This window comes from Streptomyces sp. NPDC100445, from assembly GCF_044759735.1.
In the GTDB taxonomy this organism is placed as follows: Bacteria; Actinomycetota; Actinomycetes; order Streptomycetales; family Streptomycetaceae; genus Streptomyces.
The window spans coordinates 584,822-601,722 of the sequence record NZ_JBIVZV010000001.1 but is presented as its reverse complement, the minus strand read 5'-3'; the positions used below and the strand labels follow the sequence as shown (position 1 = coordinate 601,722).

The window sequence follows — 16,901 nt, the reverse complement described above, 5'->3', positions numbered from 1 at the left end:
ACGCCGGCCGGACAGGACCGTGGCCGGAACCGGGCACCGACCGCCGGCGGTGGGCCGGGCGGGGGAAGGGGAGCCGTCCGCGCGTGCGGACCGGGGGCCGGGTCCATAGCCTGGTGGTGCTCGGGGCGTCTGCGGAAGGACAGCCATGCCCCGAACGATCTGGTCAGGCGCGATCTCCTTCGGTCTGGTCACCGTGCCGATCAACGTGGTCAGCGCCACCGAGGACCACAGCATCCGGTTCCACCAGTACCACCTGCCCGACCAGGGCCGGGTCCGCTACCGCAAGGTGTGCGAGCTCGAGGACCGCGAGGTCGCCCAGGAGGAGATCGGCAAGGGGTACGAGCTGACCGAGACCCAGGTCATCCCCATCACGGACGAGGACCTGAGCAACCTGCCGCTGCCGACCGCGAAGGCCATCGAGATCGACGCGTTCGTGCCGCTGGACTCGGTCGACCCCATCCGCATCGCCGAGGGCTACTACCTCCAGCCGGCCGGTCAGGTCGCGGCCAAGCCGTACAAGCTGCTGGTCAAGGCGCTCAGCCGGTCGGCGAAGGTGGCCGTGGCGAAGTACGCCTGGTCGGGCCGGGAACGGCTGGGACTGCTGCGGGTACGCGACGACGTACTGGTCCTGCACGCCATGCGCTGGCCCGACGAGATCCGCGAGCCCACCGAACTGCTGCCACCGCCGGTGGAGGTCTCCGAGACCGAGATCGAGGGCGCGCTCGCCCTCATGGACACCATGACCGTCGACGAGCTCGAGGGCGAGGAGTTCCAGGACCGGTACACCGAGGCCATCGCGCGGATCATCGAGGCCAAGCGGGAGGAGAAGCCGCTGCCGGAGGCCCCGGCGCCGGAGCAGCCCGCCCAGGTGCTCGACCTGATGGCGGCGCTGCGGGAGTCGGTACGGAAGGCGGAAGCGTCCCGCTCGCGGGAGTCGGGGCCGGCCGACGTGCACGAGCTCCCCACGCCGAAGAAGAAGACGGCCGCCAAGAAGCAGCCGGCGAAGAAGGCGACGGGCGAGCGGAAAGCCGCCGGGCGGGCGACGGAGAAGCGGGCGGCGGCCAAGAAGACGACCGGACGCCGGCCGAGGAGCGCGTGACCGCGTGGCCGCCCGAGACCGGGGCCGGCGGCAGGGGTCCCACCGCACACGGCCGCACGGCTCATGACCGGCCCCGGCCGCTACCACCTGCGGCTCCGGTCCGGCGGCAGACCGGTGCAGCACGGCTGGTGGGACCGTGAGGAGACCGCCCGGGACAAGTACCGGCGCTGGATCGGCGAGTACGGCGGCATGCCCGGTGCGAGCGTCACCCTGACGGACGAGGAGACCGGTGACGTGCTGGCCACCTGGCCCGACGCAGCGCCTGACGCGGCGTCCGACTCAGCGCCCGACGAGCGGTAGGCCGGCCCGGGCGGCGCCCGCCCCGCCCGGGCGTACCGCACCGCGTCGGACCTCGCGCGCCGAGGTCAGTAGCGTTGCGCCTGGGCCAGGACGGGCGTCAGTCTCGGCTCCGCCGGTTCGTGGCTGAACGCGATGGGCTGCTTCTTCTCCCCGGGCTTCAGGTGTTCCGCGCCCACGTACCGGGTCTCGACCACCTTGCCCGAGCCGTTCCGGAAGTCGATCCGCACGGCGTAGGACGCTTCGCCGGCGGTCTTGTTGGTGATCTTGACCAGGACGGCGAGCACCCCGCCGGTCTGCGCCTTCGGCATCCCCGTCATGGCGACTTCCGAGAGGGCGTTCCCACGGCCTTCGACACCTTTGAGGGCCTGCTGCGCGGCCGTGCTCCTGCGCTGGGTCTCGGCGTCCACGGACGCCTCGAACTCGGACGCCCGGGCCGAGGCCGACGACGCAGCGGCGGAGGCGGAGGCCCGGGCGGAGCCGACCGCCGAGGAAGCGGCGGATGCGAGCGCCGACGGAGGCGCCCCGGAGAACGACGAGGCGTTCGGTGTGTTCGGTGTGAGGGAGGCGCTCGCCCGGGGGGACGACCCGGAGCCCTGCCCGCCGCCGCAGCCCGCGAGCGCACCCGCGAGCAGAAGGACGCCGAGGGCGCCGCTCGGGCCGATCGGGCGCCGAGCCCTGCCCGAACCTCTGAGCCGTGTCACCGACATGCTGGCCGTCCCCAGGGATAGATGGTCCTGTCGCCCCCATCCTCGGGGCCCTCTCCAGCACTCGCGAGTCGGACGACCGGGGTGCTGCTCCGCCCGTGCTCCGCGGCCAATTCGGTTGCGGCCGGGCCGGTGAGCCGGGTGAGGTGGATCCGTGAACGGTGCGGCGGAGCGGGCGCGGCGGGCGACGACGGGAGTGGCCCGCGGGGTCACGGCGCGGCCGGCCGTGTGGCGCGGACCGGTGGTGCTGACGGCCCTGATGCTGGCCGCCTTCACCTTCAACACGGCCGAGAACCTGCCCATCGGCCTGCTGGAGCTGATCTCCCCGAGCCTGCGCGTCCCGGTGCCGGCGGTCGGCCTCCTCGTCACCGGCTACGGCCTGACGGTGGCCGCCGCGTCCGTGCCCCTCGCCCACCTCACCCGGAACGTGCCCCGGCGGCACGTGCTCACCGGGCTCCTGGCCACGCTGGCCGTGGCCAGTACGGTCGCGGCGCTGGCCACCTCCTACTGGCTGCTCCTGGCCGCGCGCCTGTTCACCGCGCTCGCCCAGGCGTTGTTCTGGGCGGTGATGGGACCGGTGGCGGTGGGTCTGTTCGCGCCGGGGGTACGCGGGCGTGTGATGGGGGCGCTGTCCGTCGCCGGTTCGCTCGCCCTCGTCCTCGGTGTGCCCGCCGGGACCTGGCTGGGCCGGCGGAGCGACTGGCGCGTCCCCATGGCCGTGCCGGCGGTCCTGGGGCTGGTCTGCCTGGCGGCGATCGCGCTCGCGCTGCCCGTCTCACGCCCGGAGGAGGAACCCGCCGCCCGGGGCAGCGCTCCCGACGCCCGCCGGTTCAGGACGGTGCTGGCCGCCGGGATCCTGTCCGCCACCGGGGCGTTCACCGGGTACACCTACGTCGTCGGCTTCCTCCGAGAGGTGAGCGGGTTCTCCCCGTACGCCGTCACCGGGCTGCTGGTCGTGTTCGGCGGCGCGTGCCTGGCCGGGACCGGCATCACCGGGGCACTGCTGGACCGCTGCCCGCGGGCCGCCCTGACCACCGCCGTCGCCACGCAGACGGCAGGGATGCTCGGCCTGTACGCGGCCGGCGCCGACCCCGTCGCCGCCGTCGTGTTCCTGGTGCTGACGGGCGGGGCGCTCGGCCCCGTCTTCATGACCGCGCAGAACGCGGTGCTGCACTGTGCGCCGGGCCGCACCGACATCGCGCTCGCGGCCAACTCCGGCGCCTACAACGCCGGTATCGGGACCGGAGCCGTGCTCGGCGCCCTGATCCTGCCGCTCGCCGGGGTACGCTGCGCCTTCCTCGCCGGCGGCCTGCTGACCGCCGGAGCCTGCGCGGTCCTGTCCTACCCGCGGCTCCGGAGAATCCCCCGGAGGACGTACCGGGCGTTGGCGGACACGACCGGGTTCGTCGACCGGTAGTACGGCAGCTGGACGACCGCCATGGACAGCGCCCAGCCCCGGCCGCGCCCCCAGGTCGCGTCGTCCACGTCCACGGCCTCGCGGTAGGCCCGCCGCGCCCGGGCGGGCAGCAGGTTCCAGGCCGGGATCAGGTCGGTGGCCGGTTCGCCCGTGCCGACGGTGCCGAAGTCGATGACCGCCGAGACGCGGTCGCCGGTGAGCAACAGGTTGCTCGGCATCAGGTCGGAGTGGGTCCAGCGGGGCGGCCCCGGCCACGGGGGTACCGCGAGCGCCTCCTCCCAGGCCGCGGTGATCTCGTCGGCGTCGAAGGGTTCGTCGGTACGGCGCAAGGCGTCGATGGAGGCGCGCACATCCCGGTCCTCGGCGACCAGCGGCCCGCCCCGGTGCGCGGGCGGACCGCCGGGCAGGTCGATCCTCCGGAAGGCGACGGCGAACTCCGCGAGGTCGCGGGCGACGCGTTCCGGCTCGGCCAGGTCACCCTCGACCGGGTTGCGCCCCTCGATCCACCGGTGCACCGCCCAGGGCAGGGGATATCCCTCGCCCGGCACACCGGTCGCCACCACCTGCGGGACCGGCAGCGGCAGCAGCGGGGCCAGCCGGGGGAGGAGCCGTGCCTCCATGGCGACGGCCCCGGCACCGCCGGGGCGCAGCGGCAGCCGGACGGTCAGCTCCTCGCCCAGCCGGTAGATGGCGTTGACCGTGCCCCCGGAGGCGAGCGGGGTGACCGGCAGGCCCGCCCACCGCGGGAACTGCGCACGCAGCAGCCTGCGGACCAGGTCGGCGTCCGTCTCCACCCGGTCCGCGTGCATCGTCCCCACCCCGTCAGATCTCCCGGTCACGGCCGGGATCATCGCACGGTCCGGCCGCGGCCCCGAACTCCTTTTCGGCGGCCCGGCCGGTCCGGTGGCGTGCTCGGGGGCCGGTCACCTCCGCCAGAACAGGTGGTGGACCACGCCGCTCGGGCTGGGGACGACGTCCAGGTGGTACCGGTCGAGCAACTCCTCGGGTGAGTCCCACAGCCGCAGTCCGGAGCCGGCCTTCACCGGGGAGACCGCCACGTGCAGGGTGTCGACGAGACCGGCGTCGAGGAACTCCCGGACGGTGGTGACCCCGCCGCCCAGCCGGACGTCCTTGCCCTGCGCCGCCTCCCGTGCCCGCCGGAGGATCTCGGCCGGTTCGCCGGCCACGAAGTGGAACGTGGTGTCGGACAGCGTGAACGAAGGACGCTCGTGGTGGGTCATCACGAACACCGGGGTGTGGAAGGGGGGTTCGTCGCCCCACCAGCCGCGCCACTCGTCGTCCTGCCAGGGCCCGCGCTGGGGGCCGAACTTGTTGCGGCCCATGATCTCGGCACCGATGTCGCGCCGGTAGTCCCGGACGAGGTAGTCGTCCAGGCCCCGGCTGCCCCCGGGCTCGGTGCGCATGGGCCAGCTCGCCGTGGCGCCCGCCCAGGCGAACAGTTCCGCGGGGTCGAGATGGCCGAAGGGGCGCTCGAGGCTCTGGTCCGCGCCGGCCCCGATGCCGTCGCTCGACACGTTGAAGTTCTGGACTCTCAGCAGCTGAGGCATGTATCTCTCCTTAGGTGGCGGTGGGCAGACTCCGCGGCCGGGGAAAACTCATCGCCGCCGGAGTTCCAGGACGAGGTCGCGCGGCAGGCCGTAGGTGTCGTGGAGCAGATGGAGGTCGTCCTCGCTGAGCGGGCCCCGGAACCGCGGCCGGGCCAGCACGTGCCGGCCCCGGTCCAGGAGCCGGTCGAAGCGGTGCTCCTCCTCCAGCAGCACCCGGCGCAGGAGGCCGGGGTCCACGTCCTGGCGGAAGTGGTCCAGGGTGTGCCGGACCAGTTCGTCCGGCAGGTCCCCGAGGCCGCGCCTCGGATCGTCGCGCCGGAGCACGGTGAGCACCCGCCGCAGCAGACGCCGCAGGACGTGGCCGCGGCCCGTACCGGCCGGGCGGACCCCGTCACCGATCACCACGACGGCGGAGCGCAGGTGGTCGCAGACCAGGCGCAGCGACTCCTCGTCCAGCCGCCACAGCGACGGCAGGAGGCGTCGCCAGGGATCGAAGACGTCGCAGTCGAACACCGACGTGCGGCCCCGCAGCAGCGAGGCCAGTCGTTCCACGCCGAGTCCGGTGTCGACGGTGTGCCGGGGGAGCGGCACGAGCGAACCGTCGGGGAGCCGCCGGTGGCGCATCATCACGTGGTTCCACACCTCCACCCAGCGTTCGTCGCGGGTGGGCGTCGACTCCGGCGGGGTGTCACCGGTCCACAGGAAGATCTCCGAGTCCGGTCCGCACGGGCCGGTCGGTCCGTTGGACCACCAGTTGTCCTCGACGGTGAGTTCCACCGGCACCCCGAGCCCCTGCCACAACTCCAGGGAGGAACGGTCCTCGCCGGTATGGCCGTCCCCGGCGAAGACCGTGGCGTGCAGCAGCCCCGGATCGATACCGAAGCCCTCGGTGAGCAGGCCGTACCCCCAGTCGAGGCTCGACGGGCCCTCGTAGTCGCCGAGCGACCAGGTCCCCAGCATCTCGAAGACGGTCAGGTGGGTGGTGTCACCGACCTCGTCGAGATCCGTGGTGCGCAGGCACCGCTGTACGTCGACCAGCCTCCGGCCGAGGGGGTGCGGGCGCCCCTCCAGATAGGGGGTGAGCTGATGCATGCCCGAGGTCGTGAACAGCACGGGGTCGCCCGGGGGCGGCAGCAGGGTCGAGCCGGGGATGCGGCGGTGGCCGCGCTCCTCGTAGTACTCGAGGAACGTGCGGACGATCTGGTCGGTGTTCATGGGAGCGACTCCTTCGCGTCCATCGCGGGGGAGGCGCCGGACAGCACGTCCGCACGGGCGTCGGAACCGGGGCGGGAACGCCGAGGAACCACCGGCAGACCGTGTCCGGTCGCCGGTGGGACTGGGAAGTACGTCAGGCGGCGGCAACCGGCGAGCTGGTCGCTCGCGCGGTCGCGGTGGTGGTTCGGCCTGTGACGTCCATAGCGGTGAAGATAGCGCGCCCGTGGTCGCCGAGCACCCGGTTTTCCGCCCGTCCGCACGGGGCGGAGGGCAGACGCGCACGGCCACCCCCGGGCGCGCGGGAGTCACGGGGCCCCGCGCTAGCGGTCCCTCGGCGGCAGGCCGCTGAGCGGTCGCCCCTGTCGTTTGCGGACCAGCATCACCAGCAGGGCGTAGAGGCACACCAGCCCGATGCCCACCAGGGCGGCGACCACGTGCGCCGCCTCGGGGTTCAGCTGCCCGAGCGGGCTCACCGCCGGGCCGCCTTCCGGGTGACGTTCATGGTTCCAGGGTCGTACCGCAGCCGCCGGACGCAACTCCGCGGGCCGGCCGGTGACCGGAGTCGCCGCACCCGCACATCGGGCGCAGTATCGGACCACACCCGTCTCACGGCCCGAGGCGGTGAGAAGCGAGGTGCGACGTGACTCGTCCCGGGCTGCCGCGCGGTGTGTCCGCCGGCACCCGGCCGGCCGGCGCCGGGCCTGGCTCACCGCGGGCGCCGCGGCGATGCCGGCCGGGCTGACGCGGCCGGCCGGGGGTGGCGGTCGTGGCGGCCTCGCCGTGGCGGTCGCCGCGTACCTGGCGCCGACCCGTCGGCCCGCCTGGCGCACCCTGTCTTCCTCGTCCCGGTCGGGGGGCGGGGGCACACCGTAGGGTCGGGGCCATGCTTCTGTGGATCAACGGTCCGTTCGGTGGCGGCAAGACCCAGACCGCGTACGAACTCCGGCACCGGCTGGTGGACAGCGTCGTCTGCGACCCGGAACACCTGGGCTTCGGGCTGCACCGCATGATGCCCCCGCCGCTGCGCGGTGACTTCCAGGACCTCGTCACCTGGCGGCACGGGGTGTACGAGGTGCTGGACCATGTCCTCGACAGGCACGACGGGACCGTCATCGTGCCGATGACGGTGCTGGAGCCGGCGTACTTCCGGGAGACCGTCGGCCGGTTGCGTGAACGGGGCCACGACGTACGGCACTTCACGCTCATGGCCGACCGTGGGACGGTGCTGCGGCGGCTGCGCGAGCGCGGTTTCGGACGCGCCGTCCGGCTGGTGGCGGGGAAGGACGCCCCCTTGCGCCGGGAGACGTTCGCCGTGTCGAAGCTCGACCTCTGTCTGGAGCGCCTGCGCGCCGAGGAGTTCGCGCACCACGTGTGGACCGACCGTCTCACCGTGCCCGAGGTCGCCGAGCACGTCGCCGCGACCGCCGGCCTGGCGCTCGCCCCGAACCGCGAGGGAGCGCTGCGCGGACGGGCCCGGCGCGCCTGGACGGGCATCCGGCACATCCGCTTCGACTGAGCGCCTGCTCGACTCCTCCGGCCGGCGCCGTCACCCGATCAACGATCACGCACGTGGCAGCTGCGCCCGTACCCACGCGGGGTCGGGATTCACGTGCGCACGGCCGGCCACGACGACCGTCGGCACGGTCTCGTTCCCGTCGGCGACCGCTCGTACCGCCGCCGCTCCCTCCGGGTCCCGCCATATGTCGACCCAGTGCAGCAGGCGGGCGTCACGACCCAACCGGGCGCGCAGCCGCAGGCAGTACGGGCACCCGGGCCGCCAGAAGACGACCGGCCGGCCGTCGGCGGCGCTGCGGCGCCGTGCCTGCGCCACACCCGTCGACCTGGGGAAGAACAGCGGCGAGTGCAGGCCCGCGAACAGCACGGACAACAGCAGCACCGGGGCGGCCGCGCCGACGCCGCCCCCGGACCAGAGGGCGGCCGTGAGGACGGACCCGCACAGCAGGAACAGCGTCGGCGTCGACCAGGAACGCGTCATGGGCACGCAGGTTAGCGCGGGACCGGGACGCCCCTGGCGCCAAGCCCCGTACCCGACCGGATCACGGCATGAAAAGGGCGATGAGTACGACCGCCACGACGATCAGCAGGATCACCATCCATACGGACTTGCCGCCCCTGCTGTTCCTCCGATGGGTGTCCTCCGGTCCTCCTCCTCGCGGGCGGTCCTCCACGTACTGCGGATTGTCCGGGCGGTCGCGTGTGTAGAAGTCGTCGTCGGCCATGATGGGCTTCCCCTCGTCTGTGGGAGCCGGGTTCCCCACCGGGCACGGCATTCACCTCCCTTCGCGTCTCACCGGACACGGCCGTGGAGGGTGCCGTCGGGCCGGTACCCGCTGCGGCCGGCGGTGGTCAGCCGGGCAGCTCCGTGTGGAGGCGGACCGTGGTGCCCGTCTGCGGCGTGGACCGTATCTCGACGAGATCGCACAACTGGTGCACGAGCCACAGGCCCCGCCCGCCGAGCTGGGTGCTGGTGGGCCGCGAGCGTCCCGCGAGCGGATCCTCCATGTATCCGGCGTCACGGAACTCGCAGATCAGCCGGTGTTCCTCGCTCCAGGTGCGCAGCACGCCCTGACCCCCGCCGTGCCGGATGCTGTTGGTCGCGACCTCGGTGGCGGCCAGGTGCAGTTCACGCAGCCGCCGGCCGCCGAGCCCGTGGCGTTCGGCGCAGGCGGTGATCTTCTCCCGCAGCGCGGGCAGGCTGCCGCCCGCGTAGGAGAACTCCTCGTACGGGTCGCAGGGGTCGGTCAGCGCGGCGAAGTCGAAGGGGGCGTGCGGGCTGTAGTCCGCGCACGCGGTGGTACGACCGTCCGCGCGGATCTCGGGGTGGCAGCGGGTCATGCTCTCCAGCGCGGCCCTCTCGCCGGCGGTGTCGTAGGGGCACAGCAGCCACCAGGCGGGGCTGTGCGCGAAGGCCTTGTTGAGCAGCCACTCGTGGTAGCGCAACTCCTCCACCTCGGCCTGGCTGCGGGCCTCCTCCCAGGCGGATTCCCCGATGCCGCGCACCGGGCGCCCCTGGGAGACGTACTCCTCGATCCACTCCTGCCAGGCTCCGATGAGCCGACCCGGGTGGCGCGCCGTCGGGGTGGTGTCGACGTAGCGCACGGCCCCGTCGTCGGGGATCTCGGCGCGGAGCAGGGACGCCTTGTCCTGGGGGACGGCCACGACGACGGCCTCGCCCTCGTCGAGCGCCTCCCGGATGAAGCCCACGGTGCCCTCGACGAACTCGTCCCTGCCGCGGTAGGGGTACAGCTCGTGCCGGTAGCCGGCCCCGGAACCGGCGGACGTGGGTGCGGGGCGGGAGGAGGTCACGGCGTCATCACCACCGGGACGACGGGGGTGGCGAACCCGGAGAGCTCCCAGGCCAGCCGCACCGTCTCATTGGTTCCTTCAAGGACGACCTTGCGGTCCGGCAGATGGCCGGCCGCGTCGGCCAGGGCGCTCATCCCGGCCGCGTCGAAGAAGTCCAGCGCCTCGCAGCACAGGCGCACCGTCCTCGACCGGGCGAGCAACGTTCGCAGGATGGCGGCGAAGGCCGGGGCGCCTTCGGCGTCGATAACCCCGTTCACCGTCCAGCCGTCCTTTCCCGTCCGGTACACCTGGAATGCGGGTGATGCCGGACGGCTGCCCAGGTGGTGGGGGTGCACGCATCTGACTTTTTCCAGTGTAGACGCGCCCCAGTCGCCACTGCTGTAGGCACAGACCACCAGGGCGCCGCTGTCGGCGGCGAACTCCTCCAGGTCGAGCTCGCTGCGCAGGAGCTCCTCCGGCCGGGTGGCGGAGCCGTCGGGCGTCACATGGTGGAGGACGCGCAGTGAGCGAAATCCCTCGCGCCCGGCGCTGGCGGCCTCGCGGCGCACGGCGGCGAGGAGGGAGCCCCCCAGCCGGGCGGGGTCGAGCACCATGGGGGCGAACTCGCTGGCCGCCGTCTCGGCGGCCGGACCGACGATCACCACCTTGTCCCCGAACAGGGCTCCGTCCGCGACGAACGCCCGACTGCGGTCCATGACGTCGTCCGCCGGGCCCAGCAGCTGGCAGACGTGGTCACCCGTGCCGACCTCGTCGAGTCTCGTCAATGTGCGCGCCGTTCTCACCGCTCCTCCCCTCAGAGTCTCACCCTACTGGCATGCGCGGCGCACTCGGCCGCCGACTCGTTCCGCCTGCTCGTCGCCGTGGAGCACCCGGCACAGGCGCCGGAACGCCGCCTGCCGGATCGTGCTCCGACGGTACGGGATCATGCGCGGCCCCTGTGGCCGGCGGAGCCGGGCCGGCTGCGCCCGTCAGTAGTCGTGGCCGTTGAGGCCGCGGTAGACGAACCGGGTGAGTGCCTCGGTCAGCGCGTCGTCGTCGAGCCCGTCGTTCTCCGGGCGCCGGTCCCGGAGGAAGGTATGGACGAGGCCGAAGGCCATCCGGACCGCGGTGTCCGGTGGGGCCGGCAGCGTGCGTCCGGCGTCGGAGACCGCCGTGACGTGATCGAGGATGTCGTTCATCTCCGTGGCGGAGTACCGCTCCACGACCGCGGCGAACCCCTCGCTGACGAGGGCGGCCTGCTGCATCGCGCGGACGGTGCCGATGTGGTCGCGGTAGAGGCGGACGGTGACGGCGACGTGCTGCCGGACGGCTTGGGGGTCGGTGAAGTCGTGCAGGTGCCCCGGTTCGGCGGCCACCGCGTCGGAGGCGTCCGACAGATCGGCCATGAGGGCTTCGAGGAGCGCCTCCTTGCCGCTGAAGTGGTTGTAGAAGGAGCCCGCGGAACGGCCGGCCTCGGCGGTGATGTCCGTGATCTTCGTGACCAGATAGCCCCGTTCGGCGAACACCCGCCGCGCCGCGGCCTTCAGAGCGACCTCGGTCTCCGCCGCCTTCTCCTTGCGCTTCACGGCACCTCCCCGAACGGGAACGGTATCAGCGGTTCCGCGCGACGACGTCCACTCCGATCGTGCGTCCGATCGTGCGTCCGCCCCCGAGTCCGATGCCTTCGAGTTCAATGCCTTCGCCATCGCGTGCTCGCGTGTCCTGTCCGGCTCTGTTGTTTGTCGGTCGGACGGCTCAACCGCGCTTCGAGACAGCGTCGCTTCCGCGCTGCCACATTGGGTCTGTGCTCGGCGGGGCGACCGAGATCGGCCTCGTGCGCGACGACGACGAGGGTGAGCATTCCGTCGGGGCGCCGAGCCGTGCCGCGCACCGCCACGCCTACGTCTACGCACACGCTGTCCGCACGCGCCTAGGACGGCGTCTCCGGCAGTTCCTTCCCGCGTCCCGCTGCGGTACGGTGAATCTGAATTCAGTGAATCTTGATTCAGTGATTGAGAGGGAGAGCATGCGCGTACTCGTCGCGGGAGCCGGGCCGACCGGTCTGACCCTGGGTATCGACCTGGCCCGGCGGGGCATCGACGTCGTGATCGTCGACAAGGCGGAGCGGCACTTCGCCGGATCGCGGGGGGACACGCTCCAGCCGCGCACGCTGGAGGTCTTCGAGGACCTCGGCGTACTGGACGCGGTGCTCGCCGCGGGCTCCCCCGTGCCGGCCACGCGGGTCCACCTCGACGGGGTCCACGTCATGGACCGGTGGATGGCCGAGCCCGTAGCGCCGAGCCCCGGTGTGCCCCATCCGAACCCGTGGTGCCTCGGCCAGGCGCAGACCGAGGCGGTCCTGCGGGAACACCTGGCCGGACTCGGTGTCCGGGTACGGCTCGGGGCCGCCCTGACCGGACTCACCCAGAACGAGAAGGGGGTCACCGCCCGCCTGTCCACCGGGGAGACGGTCCGCGCCGCCTACCTGGTGGGCGCCGACGGCGCGAGCAGCACGGTCCGCAAGGCGCTCGGCATCGCCTTCCCGGGGACGACGGACGAGGCCATGCGCATGCTGATCGCCGACGTGGCGGCGGACGACCTGGACCACGCCTGGGCCCACTGGTTCGCCCACGCCTCCGAGCCGACACACGGCGTCCACCTCAGCCCGCTGCCCGGTACCGGCCGACTGTTCCAGTTCCACGCCCCGCTGCCCGAGGCCGTGAGCGACGCATCGCTCGACACGCTCCAGCACGTCCTGGACGGCTTCACCCGCGGCGTTCGGCTGGACCGCCTGACCTGGTCGAGCATCTGGCGCCCCAACATCCGGCTTGCCGAGCGCTACCGCGTGGGCCGCGTGTTCCTCGCCGGCGACGCCGCGCACGCGCACCCGCCGACCGGCGGCCAGGGACTCAACACCGGCGTGCAGGACGCCTACAACCTGGGCTGGAAGCTGGCCGACGGCTCGGCCGCGCTCCTGGACTCCTACGAGACCGAGCGCCGGGCGACGGCGGAACGCGTCCTGGACCTCTCCACGGAACTGCTGCGCCGGCACAAGGACGGCGCCGAGGACGCGCACGAACGCGACGAGACCACCCGCCAGTTGGACATCACCTACCGGGCGCCGTCCCCGGCCCGCGTCTGCGCGGGCGACCGCGCGCCGGACGCGCCGGTCACCGACCGGGACGGCAAGGACATCCGGCTCTTCGATATTTACCGGGGCCCGCACGCCACCCGCCTGACCTTCGGCGGCCCCGCCCCCGACGAGCCCCACGCCTGGGCGGTCCTGCGTCCCGGCGAGACCGTGCCCGGCCCCTACGTCACGGACACCGGGGGCCACGCCCACGCGGCGTACGACGCCTCGGCCGGTACGGAGGTCGTGATACGCCCCGACGGCCACATCGGCCGCCACTCTGCCGACCGCACCGGCACCTGATCCACCGGACGCGCGCCTGTCACCGGCCGGCACTGCTCCCTCCGTTTCCCGGGCGGGGCGGGGCAGTCACGGTCCGGTCCGTCTCCCGGGCGGGGCGATCTCGCCGATCAGGTCCTCGACCGGCTTCCGGATCCCGTCGCGGATCGGGCGCGCCGCCTCGACGCCCCGGCCGGCGGGATCGTCCAGCTTCCAGTTCAGATGCCGACCTCGGCCATGGCCTGTACCGGCGGCCGGGTTGACCTCGGTGGCCGGCGCGGACCCGGCGGAGCGCACCTCGACGCGGTCGCCGGCCAGATGGGCGAGCCAGGCGGCGGCCATCCGGGACCGGCCGGCGTCGTGCACGCAGACGAACAGGACCGACGGCTTCTCGCCGGACGTCTTTCACCGCCCGCGCCCCCGAGCCGACGGCCCAGTCGGCTGAACATCCGTCCGGCGGTGGGCGGTCGGCCGGCCGGCTCGGGCCGTTGCCGACATTACCCGTCCGGGGCATCTGTGATGGTGCTCACCGGCGAGTCGGGTGAGCATGACGGTGACTGGCATTCGTCGGTCGGCCCCGATCCTTCCGTGCGAGGAGCACCGTCATGTCCGAACGCAACACTTCCATCCGTAGCCTGCACGATCTCGGTCTGGCAGCCTGGTTCGGCGGCTCCCTCATGGGCGCGATCGGGCTCAACGGCGCGGCCGCCGACGAGGGGGTGGCGGGGGCGGCCCGGGACCGCATCGCCTCGTCGGGCTGGGCGAAGTGGGCACCGGTGAACGCCGCCGCCATCGGCGCTCACCTGTTCGGCGGTGGCGGACTGCTCGCCGTCAACGCGCACCGGGTCGCCACCCAGAAGGGCGTGGCCGCCTCCACCACCGCCAAGACCGTCGTCACCGCCGCGGCGCTGGCCGCCACCGCCTACGCCCGGATCCTGGGCAAGAAGGTCGAGCTGGCCTCCTCTCCCGACCCCCAGGACGCCGAGAAGGCCGCCCAGCACCCCATCGACCTCGAGAAGACCCGGCGGCAGCTGGCGTGCGTCCAGTGGGTGGTCCCCGCCTTGACCGGAGGCCTGGTCGTGCTCAACGCCCTGCACGGCGAGCAGCAGCGCCCCGCCGAACAGCTGCCCAAGATGTGGGAGCGCGCCCGTTCGGTCGTCCCCTTCACGTCGTAGGGCCGCGACCGCGGTTGCGGTGGCGTGCGCGGCGGCCGGGAGCGAGGGCCCGGCCGCCGTCGCGTCGTACGTCCAGCAGCGACGGCGGCGCGCCGTGACGGTAGCCCACCCGGCGCGGAGGTGGTGGCTGTGCGCTCCGGCGCGCGATATGTCCGATATCGCGCATCGTGCGCCGTCGGCTGTGCTGTGCCCAGTGGCGGCGGGTACCGGTGTGGGGAGCAGCTTCGCGGGCACCGGCGGCGCTGCGCGCCGGGGCGGTCCGTCGGTGCCGAGCCGGATGCGGACGGCGGTACCCGCGCCGCAGGCGAGTGGGCCGGCGATTCCCGCCCGCCCGGCCCGCTTTACCGGACCTCGGGCGGCACGCCCCGTCGGCTGGGGCGCTCGTGGCCGCCCGGACCGGTCGGCGACCGTGTTCGGGTCTCGCGGTGCGCCGGCGACGGTCACCGCCGGGAGCCCGCCCCGCTCCCGGGCCGGCGCATCCAACGGGCGCCGGCCGGCCGGCGCGCTCGTCCGCGACCTGCGGGACCGGCCCGCCAGGGAGCGTTGCCGCTGCCTGTCGGGGCGGTCCACCCAGGGGGCGGGAACCGTTCGCGGTCGCCAAGTGCCGCTGTCCGACCCGGCTGACCGGGCCATGGCCGGATGCGGCGGCAGGCCGGTGACGGTCACCACCTCCGCCGCCGCGCATCCCCGCCGGGCCTCAGTCCCGCCCGTGCGCCCGGACCTGTCCGGGCACATGGTCCCGGACCCAGGCCAGGAGGTCGGGAGCGCCCAGGGTCGGCACCCACAGGTCGGCCCGGTCGGCGTCGTCCCCGGCCGGGCGGGGGCCCACCCCGAGGACCTGAAGGCCCGCGCGGGACGCGGATTCGATGCCTGTCAGGGAGTCCTCGACGGCCAGCGCCGCCCGCGGCGGTACGCCGCACAGCCGTGCCGCCGTCGCGTACACGTCCGGCCAGGGCTTCGGCCGTACGGTCCCCGGTCCGTCGTCCGCCGCGCCGCTGCCGTCCGCGTCCGGTGACGTGCCGGAGGGGACGACGATGTGCTCGAAGTGCCGGCGCAGTCCCGCTCGGCCGAGGCTCTCCTCGACCACCTCCAGGGGGCAGTTGCTGGCCACGGCGAGCGGCAGGCGGCCGGAGAGCAGCCGCACGAACTCGGCGGCCCCGGGCATCGTCACGGGATCGTCGGCGACGAGCGCGAGGAAGTACTCCAGCAGCGCCCTCGTGAGGTCCGCCGTCAGCTCCGGTTTCTGTGTCTCCTCGGCCATCAGCCGCCCGCAGTCGGCGTAGTGCAGTCCCTTGGCGCGTTCCGCGAACCCGGGTGGAGGGGTCAGCCCGAAGGCGCCGAGAGCCCGCGTCCGGGCGTCCTGCCAGTGACGTTCGGTGTCCATCAACGTGCCGTCGCAGTCGAAGACGACGGCCTCGGGGAACCGGTCGAGAAGGGACTGTGTCCGAGTGATCACGGTGGCCTCGTGGGGGGAGGGGCGGTCGTGCGCGTGGCGGGACCGCGGAGCGGGTGGGTAGCGGCTCCCCGTGCCGGACGCCCGGGGACCGCGTGCCCGCTCCGGCGTCCTCGTACGGACGGACAGCCCTCATCCCGGGCAATCCGTCGCAAACGGGAAACATCGCGATCGCTACGTTATTTTCGTCAGGGCGCGTTGCACAATCACTATTTCGAGTGCTCGACAGCGGCCGGGGGAGAGGTGTAGGTCGGGACCGGTCGACGGTGGTCAGCCGTCCAATTCGCGGACTCAATCCCGCGCGGAACACGAGAAGTTGGGGGCATATGCGGGAAGCAGCCCTGACCAGCCTCATGCGGGCCGGACAGGTCCGCCCGGCGACGCGGTCCGCGCCGGGAATCGGTCCGTAATCACCCGTGAGTGTTCACTGTCGAAGGAATGCGCAATTACCGCGCACAGAATGCGTTGATTGCCTCCGGCGTACGCGGGCGCACTACATTCTCGGTCGTTTGGATACCGCTGAGTGAAGGTGGACGACACGGTGCAGGAACGGGCCAGGGCAACCCGCAGATCTCTCCTGGAGGCAGCGGCCTGCCTCTTCGCCGAGCAGGGCTACGCCGGAACCAGCGTCAACGACGTGAGCGCGCGCTCCGGTCGGACCAGCGGTTCCGTCTACTTCCACTACGCGAGCAAGGAAGGGCTCGCCCTGGCCGTCATCCGGCACCGCTTCGCCACCTGGCCCGGCCTCGCCGCGCGGTACGTGAATCCGGCCGTACCGCCGCTGGAGCGCCTGGTCGCCCTGAGCTACGAGATCGCGCGGGCCCTGGCGGAGGACACCCTCACGCGGGCCGGCGCGCGCCTGTGGGCGGAGCGCGATGCCATCGATGCCGCCCTCCCCGATCCGTTCGCGCTCTGGACCACCGCCGCGACCCGGCTCCTCGCCCAGGCCCGGGCCGCCGGCCACCTCGCGCACCGGGTCCGCCCCGCGCCCACCGCGCGCACCCTGGTCAGCGCCTTCTTCGGGCTGTGCACCCTCACCGAGGCGCTGGAGGGACCGCAGACCATCACGCACCGCCTCACCGACTGGTGGCACCTGACCCTGCCCTCCCTCCAGCGGGGCGCCGACCCCTCGGAGATGGTGGGGCGGGCGCGGGCGGAGGTGATGGGCGAGGCGGCTTCCGCCGCCACCGCCTGACGGTCCGTACGTCCCATAGCTGCCGGAATGATCGATTCCGCACGGACGCGATCCAAAGTG

General features: G+C 73.2%; 19 protein-coding genes. 7 read left to right on the top strand and 12 right to left on the bottom strand.

Going from position 1 to position 16,901, the window contains the following annotated elements; all coding sequences use genetic code 11:
* Window positions 1-145 precede the first annotated feature (145 nt).
* Window positions 146-1,099 (top strand): Ku protein, encoded by a 954-nt coding sequence (locus ACIQVT_RS02700; RefSeq protein ID WP_403746315.1) that lies wholly within the window; start codon window positions 146-148, stop codon window positions 1,097-1,099.
* A gap of 63 nt (window positions 1,100-1,162) precedes the next feature.
* Window positions 1,163-1,399: a hypothetical protein gene (locus tag ACIQVT_RS02695; protein WP_403746311.1), complete on the top strand. Its 237-nt coding sequence runs from the start codon at window positions 1,163-1,165 to the stop codon at window positions 1,397-1,399.
* A 65-nt stretch (window positions 1,400-1,464) separates the two neighbouring features.
* On the opposite strand, the gene ACIQVT_RS02690 is transcribed toward ACIQVT_RS02695, so the two are convergent.
* The gene (locus tag ACIQVT_RS02690) at window positions 1,465-1,806 is read right to left on the bottom strand and encodes a hypothetical protein (RefSeq protein ID WP_403746307.1); all 342 of its coding nucleotides are present in this window, start codon (window positions 1,804-1,806) and stop codon (window positions 1,465-1,467) included.
* Window positions 1,807-2,362: 556 nt separating this feature from the next.
* Between ACIQVT_RS02690 and ACIQVT_RS02685 the strand changes: the two genes are divergently transcribed.
* Window positions 2,363-3,520: an MFS transporter gene (locus tag ACIQVT_RS02685; protein ID WP_403747875.1), complete on the top strand. Its 1,158-nt coding sequence runs from the start codon at window positions 2,363-2,365 to the stop codon at window positions 3,518-3,520.
* On the opposite strand, the gene ACIQVT_RS02680 is transcribed toward ACIQVT_RS02685, so the two are convergent.
* The 4 genes from ACIQVT_RS02680 to ACIQVT_RS02665 all read right to left on the bottom strand — a co-directional run bounded on the left by ACIQVT_RS02680 (window position 3,445) and on the right by ACIQVT_RS02665 (window position 6,776).
* The gene (locus ACIQVT_RS02680) at window positions 3,445-4,329 is read right to left on the bottom strand and encodes an aminoglycoside phosphotransferase family protein (RefSeq protein ID WP_403747871.1); all 885 of its coding nucleotides are present in this window, start codon (window positions 4,327-4,329) and stop codon (window positions 3,445-3,447) included. The two genes, ACIQVT_RS02685 and ACIQVT_RS02680, sit on opposite strands and share 76 nt — an antisense overlap.
* Before the next feature lie 114 nt (window positions 4,330-4,443).
* Window positions 4,444-5,088: a dihydrofolate reductase family protein gene (locus ACIQVT_RS02675; protein ID WP_403746303.1), complete on the bottom strand. Its 645-nt coding sequence runs from the start codon at window positions 5,086-5,088 to the stop codon at window positions 4,444-4,446.
* 48 nt (window positions 5,089-5,136) lie between these two features.
* Entirely contained in the window at window positions 5,137-6,303 is a 1,167-nt protein-coding gene (locus ACIQVT_RS02670) for an alanine--tRNA ligase-related protein (RefSeq protein ID WP_403746300.1), read from the bottom strand.
* Between the two features lie 320 nt (window positions 6,304-6,623).
* Window positions 6,624-6,776 (bottom strand): hypothetical protein, encoded by a 153-nt coding sequence (locus ACIQVT_RS02665; RefSeq protein WP_403746298.1) that lies wholly within the window; start codon window positions 6,774-6,776, stop codon window positions 6,624-6,626.
* A gap of 410 nt (window positions 6,777-7,186) precedes the next feature.
* Here ACIQVT_RS02665 and ACIQVT_RS02660 point away from each other — a divergent pair, with 410 nt between their 5' ends.
* On the top strand, window positions 7,187-7,819 hold the full coding sequence (locus ACIQVT_RS02660; RefSeq protein ID WP_403746295.1) for an AAA family ATPase: 633 nt from the start codon (window positions 7,187-7,189) through the stop codon (window positions 7,817-7,819).
* 45 nt (window positions 7,820-7,864) lie between these two features.
* Here ACIQVT_RS02660 and ACIQVT_RS02655 read toward each other — a convergent pair whose 3' ends face one another.
* The 5 genes from ACIQVT_RS02655 to ACIQVT_RS02635 form a co-directional block, all read right to left on the bottom strand.
* Window positions 7,865-8,299, bottom strand: a complete 435-nt coding sequence (locus ACIQVT_RS02655) for a glutaredoxin domain-containing protein (protein WP_403746292.1) — start codon at window positions 8,297-8,299, stop codon at window positions 7,865-7,867.
* Window positions 8,300-8,360: 61 nt separating this feature from the next.
* Window positions 8,361-8,543 (bottom strand): hypothetical protein, encoded by a 183-nt coding sequence (locus ACIQVT_RS02650; RefSeq protein WP_403746289.1) that lies wholly within the window; start codon window positions 8,541-8,543, stop codon window positions 8,361-8,363.
* 127 nt (window positions 8,544-8,670) lie between these two features.
* Window positions 8,671-9,630, bottom strand: coding sequence for an anti-sigma factor RsbA family regulatory protein (locus ACIQVT_RS02645; RefSeq protein WP_403746286.1), 960 nt, complete (start codon window positions 9,628-9,630; stop codon window positions 8,671-8,673).
* Window positions 9,627-10,412 (bottom strand): MEDS domain-containing protein, encoded by a 786-nt coding sequence (locus ACIQVT_RS02640; protein WP_403746283.1) that lies wholly within the window; start codon window positions 10,410-10,412, stop codon window positions 9,627-9,629. The genes ACIQVT_RS02645 and ACIQVT_RS02640 overlap by 4 nt, the downstream gene beginning before the upstream one ends.
* Before the next feature lie 186 nt (window positions 10,413-10,598).
* Complete coding sequence (locus tag ACIQVT_RS02635; protein WP_403746280.1) at window positions 10,599-11,195, bottom strand: TetR/AcrR family transcriptional regulator; 597 nt, start codon at window positions 11,193-11,195, stop codon at window positions 10,599-10,601.
* 440 nt (window positions 11,196-11,635) lie between these two features.
* Between ACIQVT_RS02635 and ACIQVT_RS02630 the strand changes: the two genes are divergently transcribed.
* Window positions 11,636-13,042: an FAD-dependent monooxygenase gene (locus ACIQVT_RS02630; RefSeq protein ID WP_403746277.1), complete on the top strand. Its 1,407-nt coding sequence runs from the start codon at window positions 11,636-11,638 to the stop codon at window positions 13,040-13,042.
* 66 nt (window positions 13,043-13,108) lie between these two features.
* Here ACIQVT_RS02630 and ACIQVT_RS02625 read toward each other — a convergent pair whose 3' ends face one another.
* A complete protein-coding gene (locus tag ACIQVT_RS02625) occupies window positions 13,109-13,396 on the bottom strand; it encodes a hypothetical protein (protein ID WP_403747869.1) in 288 nt (95 codons plus the stop codon).
* A 227-nt stretch (window positions 13,397-13,623) separates the two neighbouring features.
* On the opposite strand from ACIQVT_RS02625, the gene ACIQVT_RS02620 reads away from it, so the two are divergent.
* Window positions 13,624-14,193 (top strand): hypothetical protein, encoded by a 570-nt coding sequence (locus ACIQVT_RS02620; RefSeq protein WP_403746274.1) that lies wholly within the window; start codon window positions 13,624-13,626, stop codon window positions 14,191-14,193.
* Window positions 14,194-14,890: 697 nt separating this feature from the next.
* Here the strand turns inward: ACIQVT_RS02620 and ACIQVT_RS02615 are convergent.
* Complete coding sequence (locus tag ACIQVT_RS02615; RefSeq protein ID WP_403746272.1) at window positions 14,891-15,649, bottom strand: HAD family hydrolase; 759 nt, start codon at window positions 15,647-15,649, stop codon at window positions 14,891-14,893.
* Window positions 15,650-16,175: 526 nt separating this feature from the next.
* Here ACIQVT_RS02615 and ACIQVT_RS02610 point away from each other — a divergent pair.
* Entirely contained in the window at window positions 16,176-16,841 is a 666-nt protein-coding gene (locus ACIQVT_RS02610; protein WP_403747867.1) for a ScbR family autoregulator-binding transcription factor, read from the top strand.
* The last annotated feature ends 60 nt before the right edge of the window (window positions 16,842-16,901 follow it).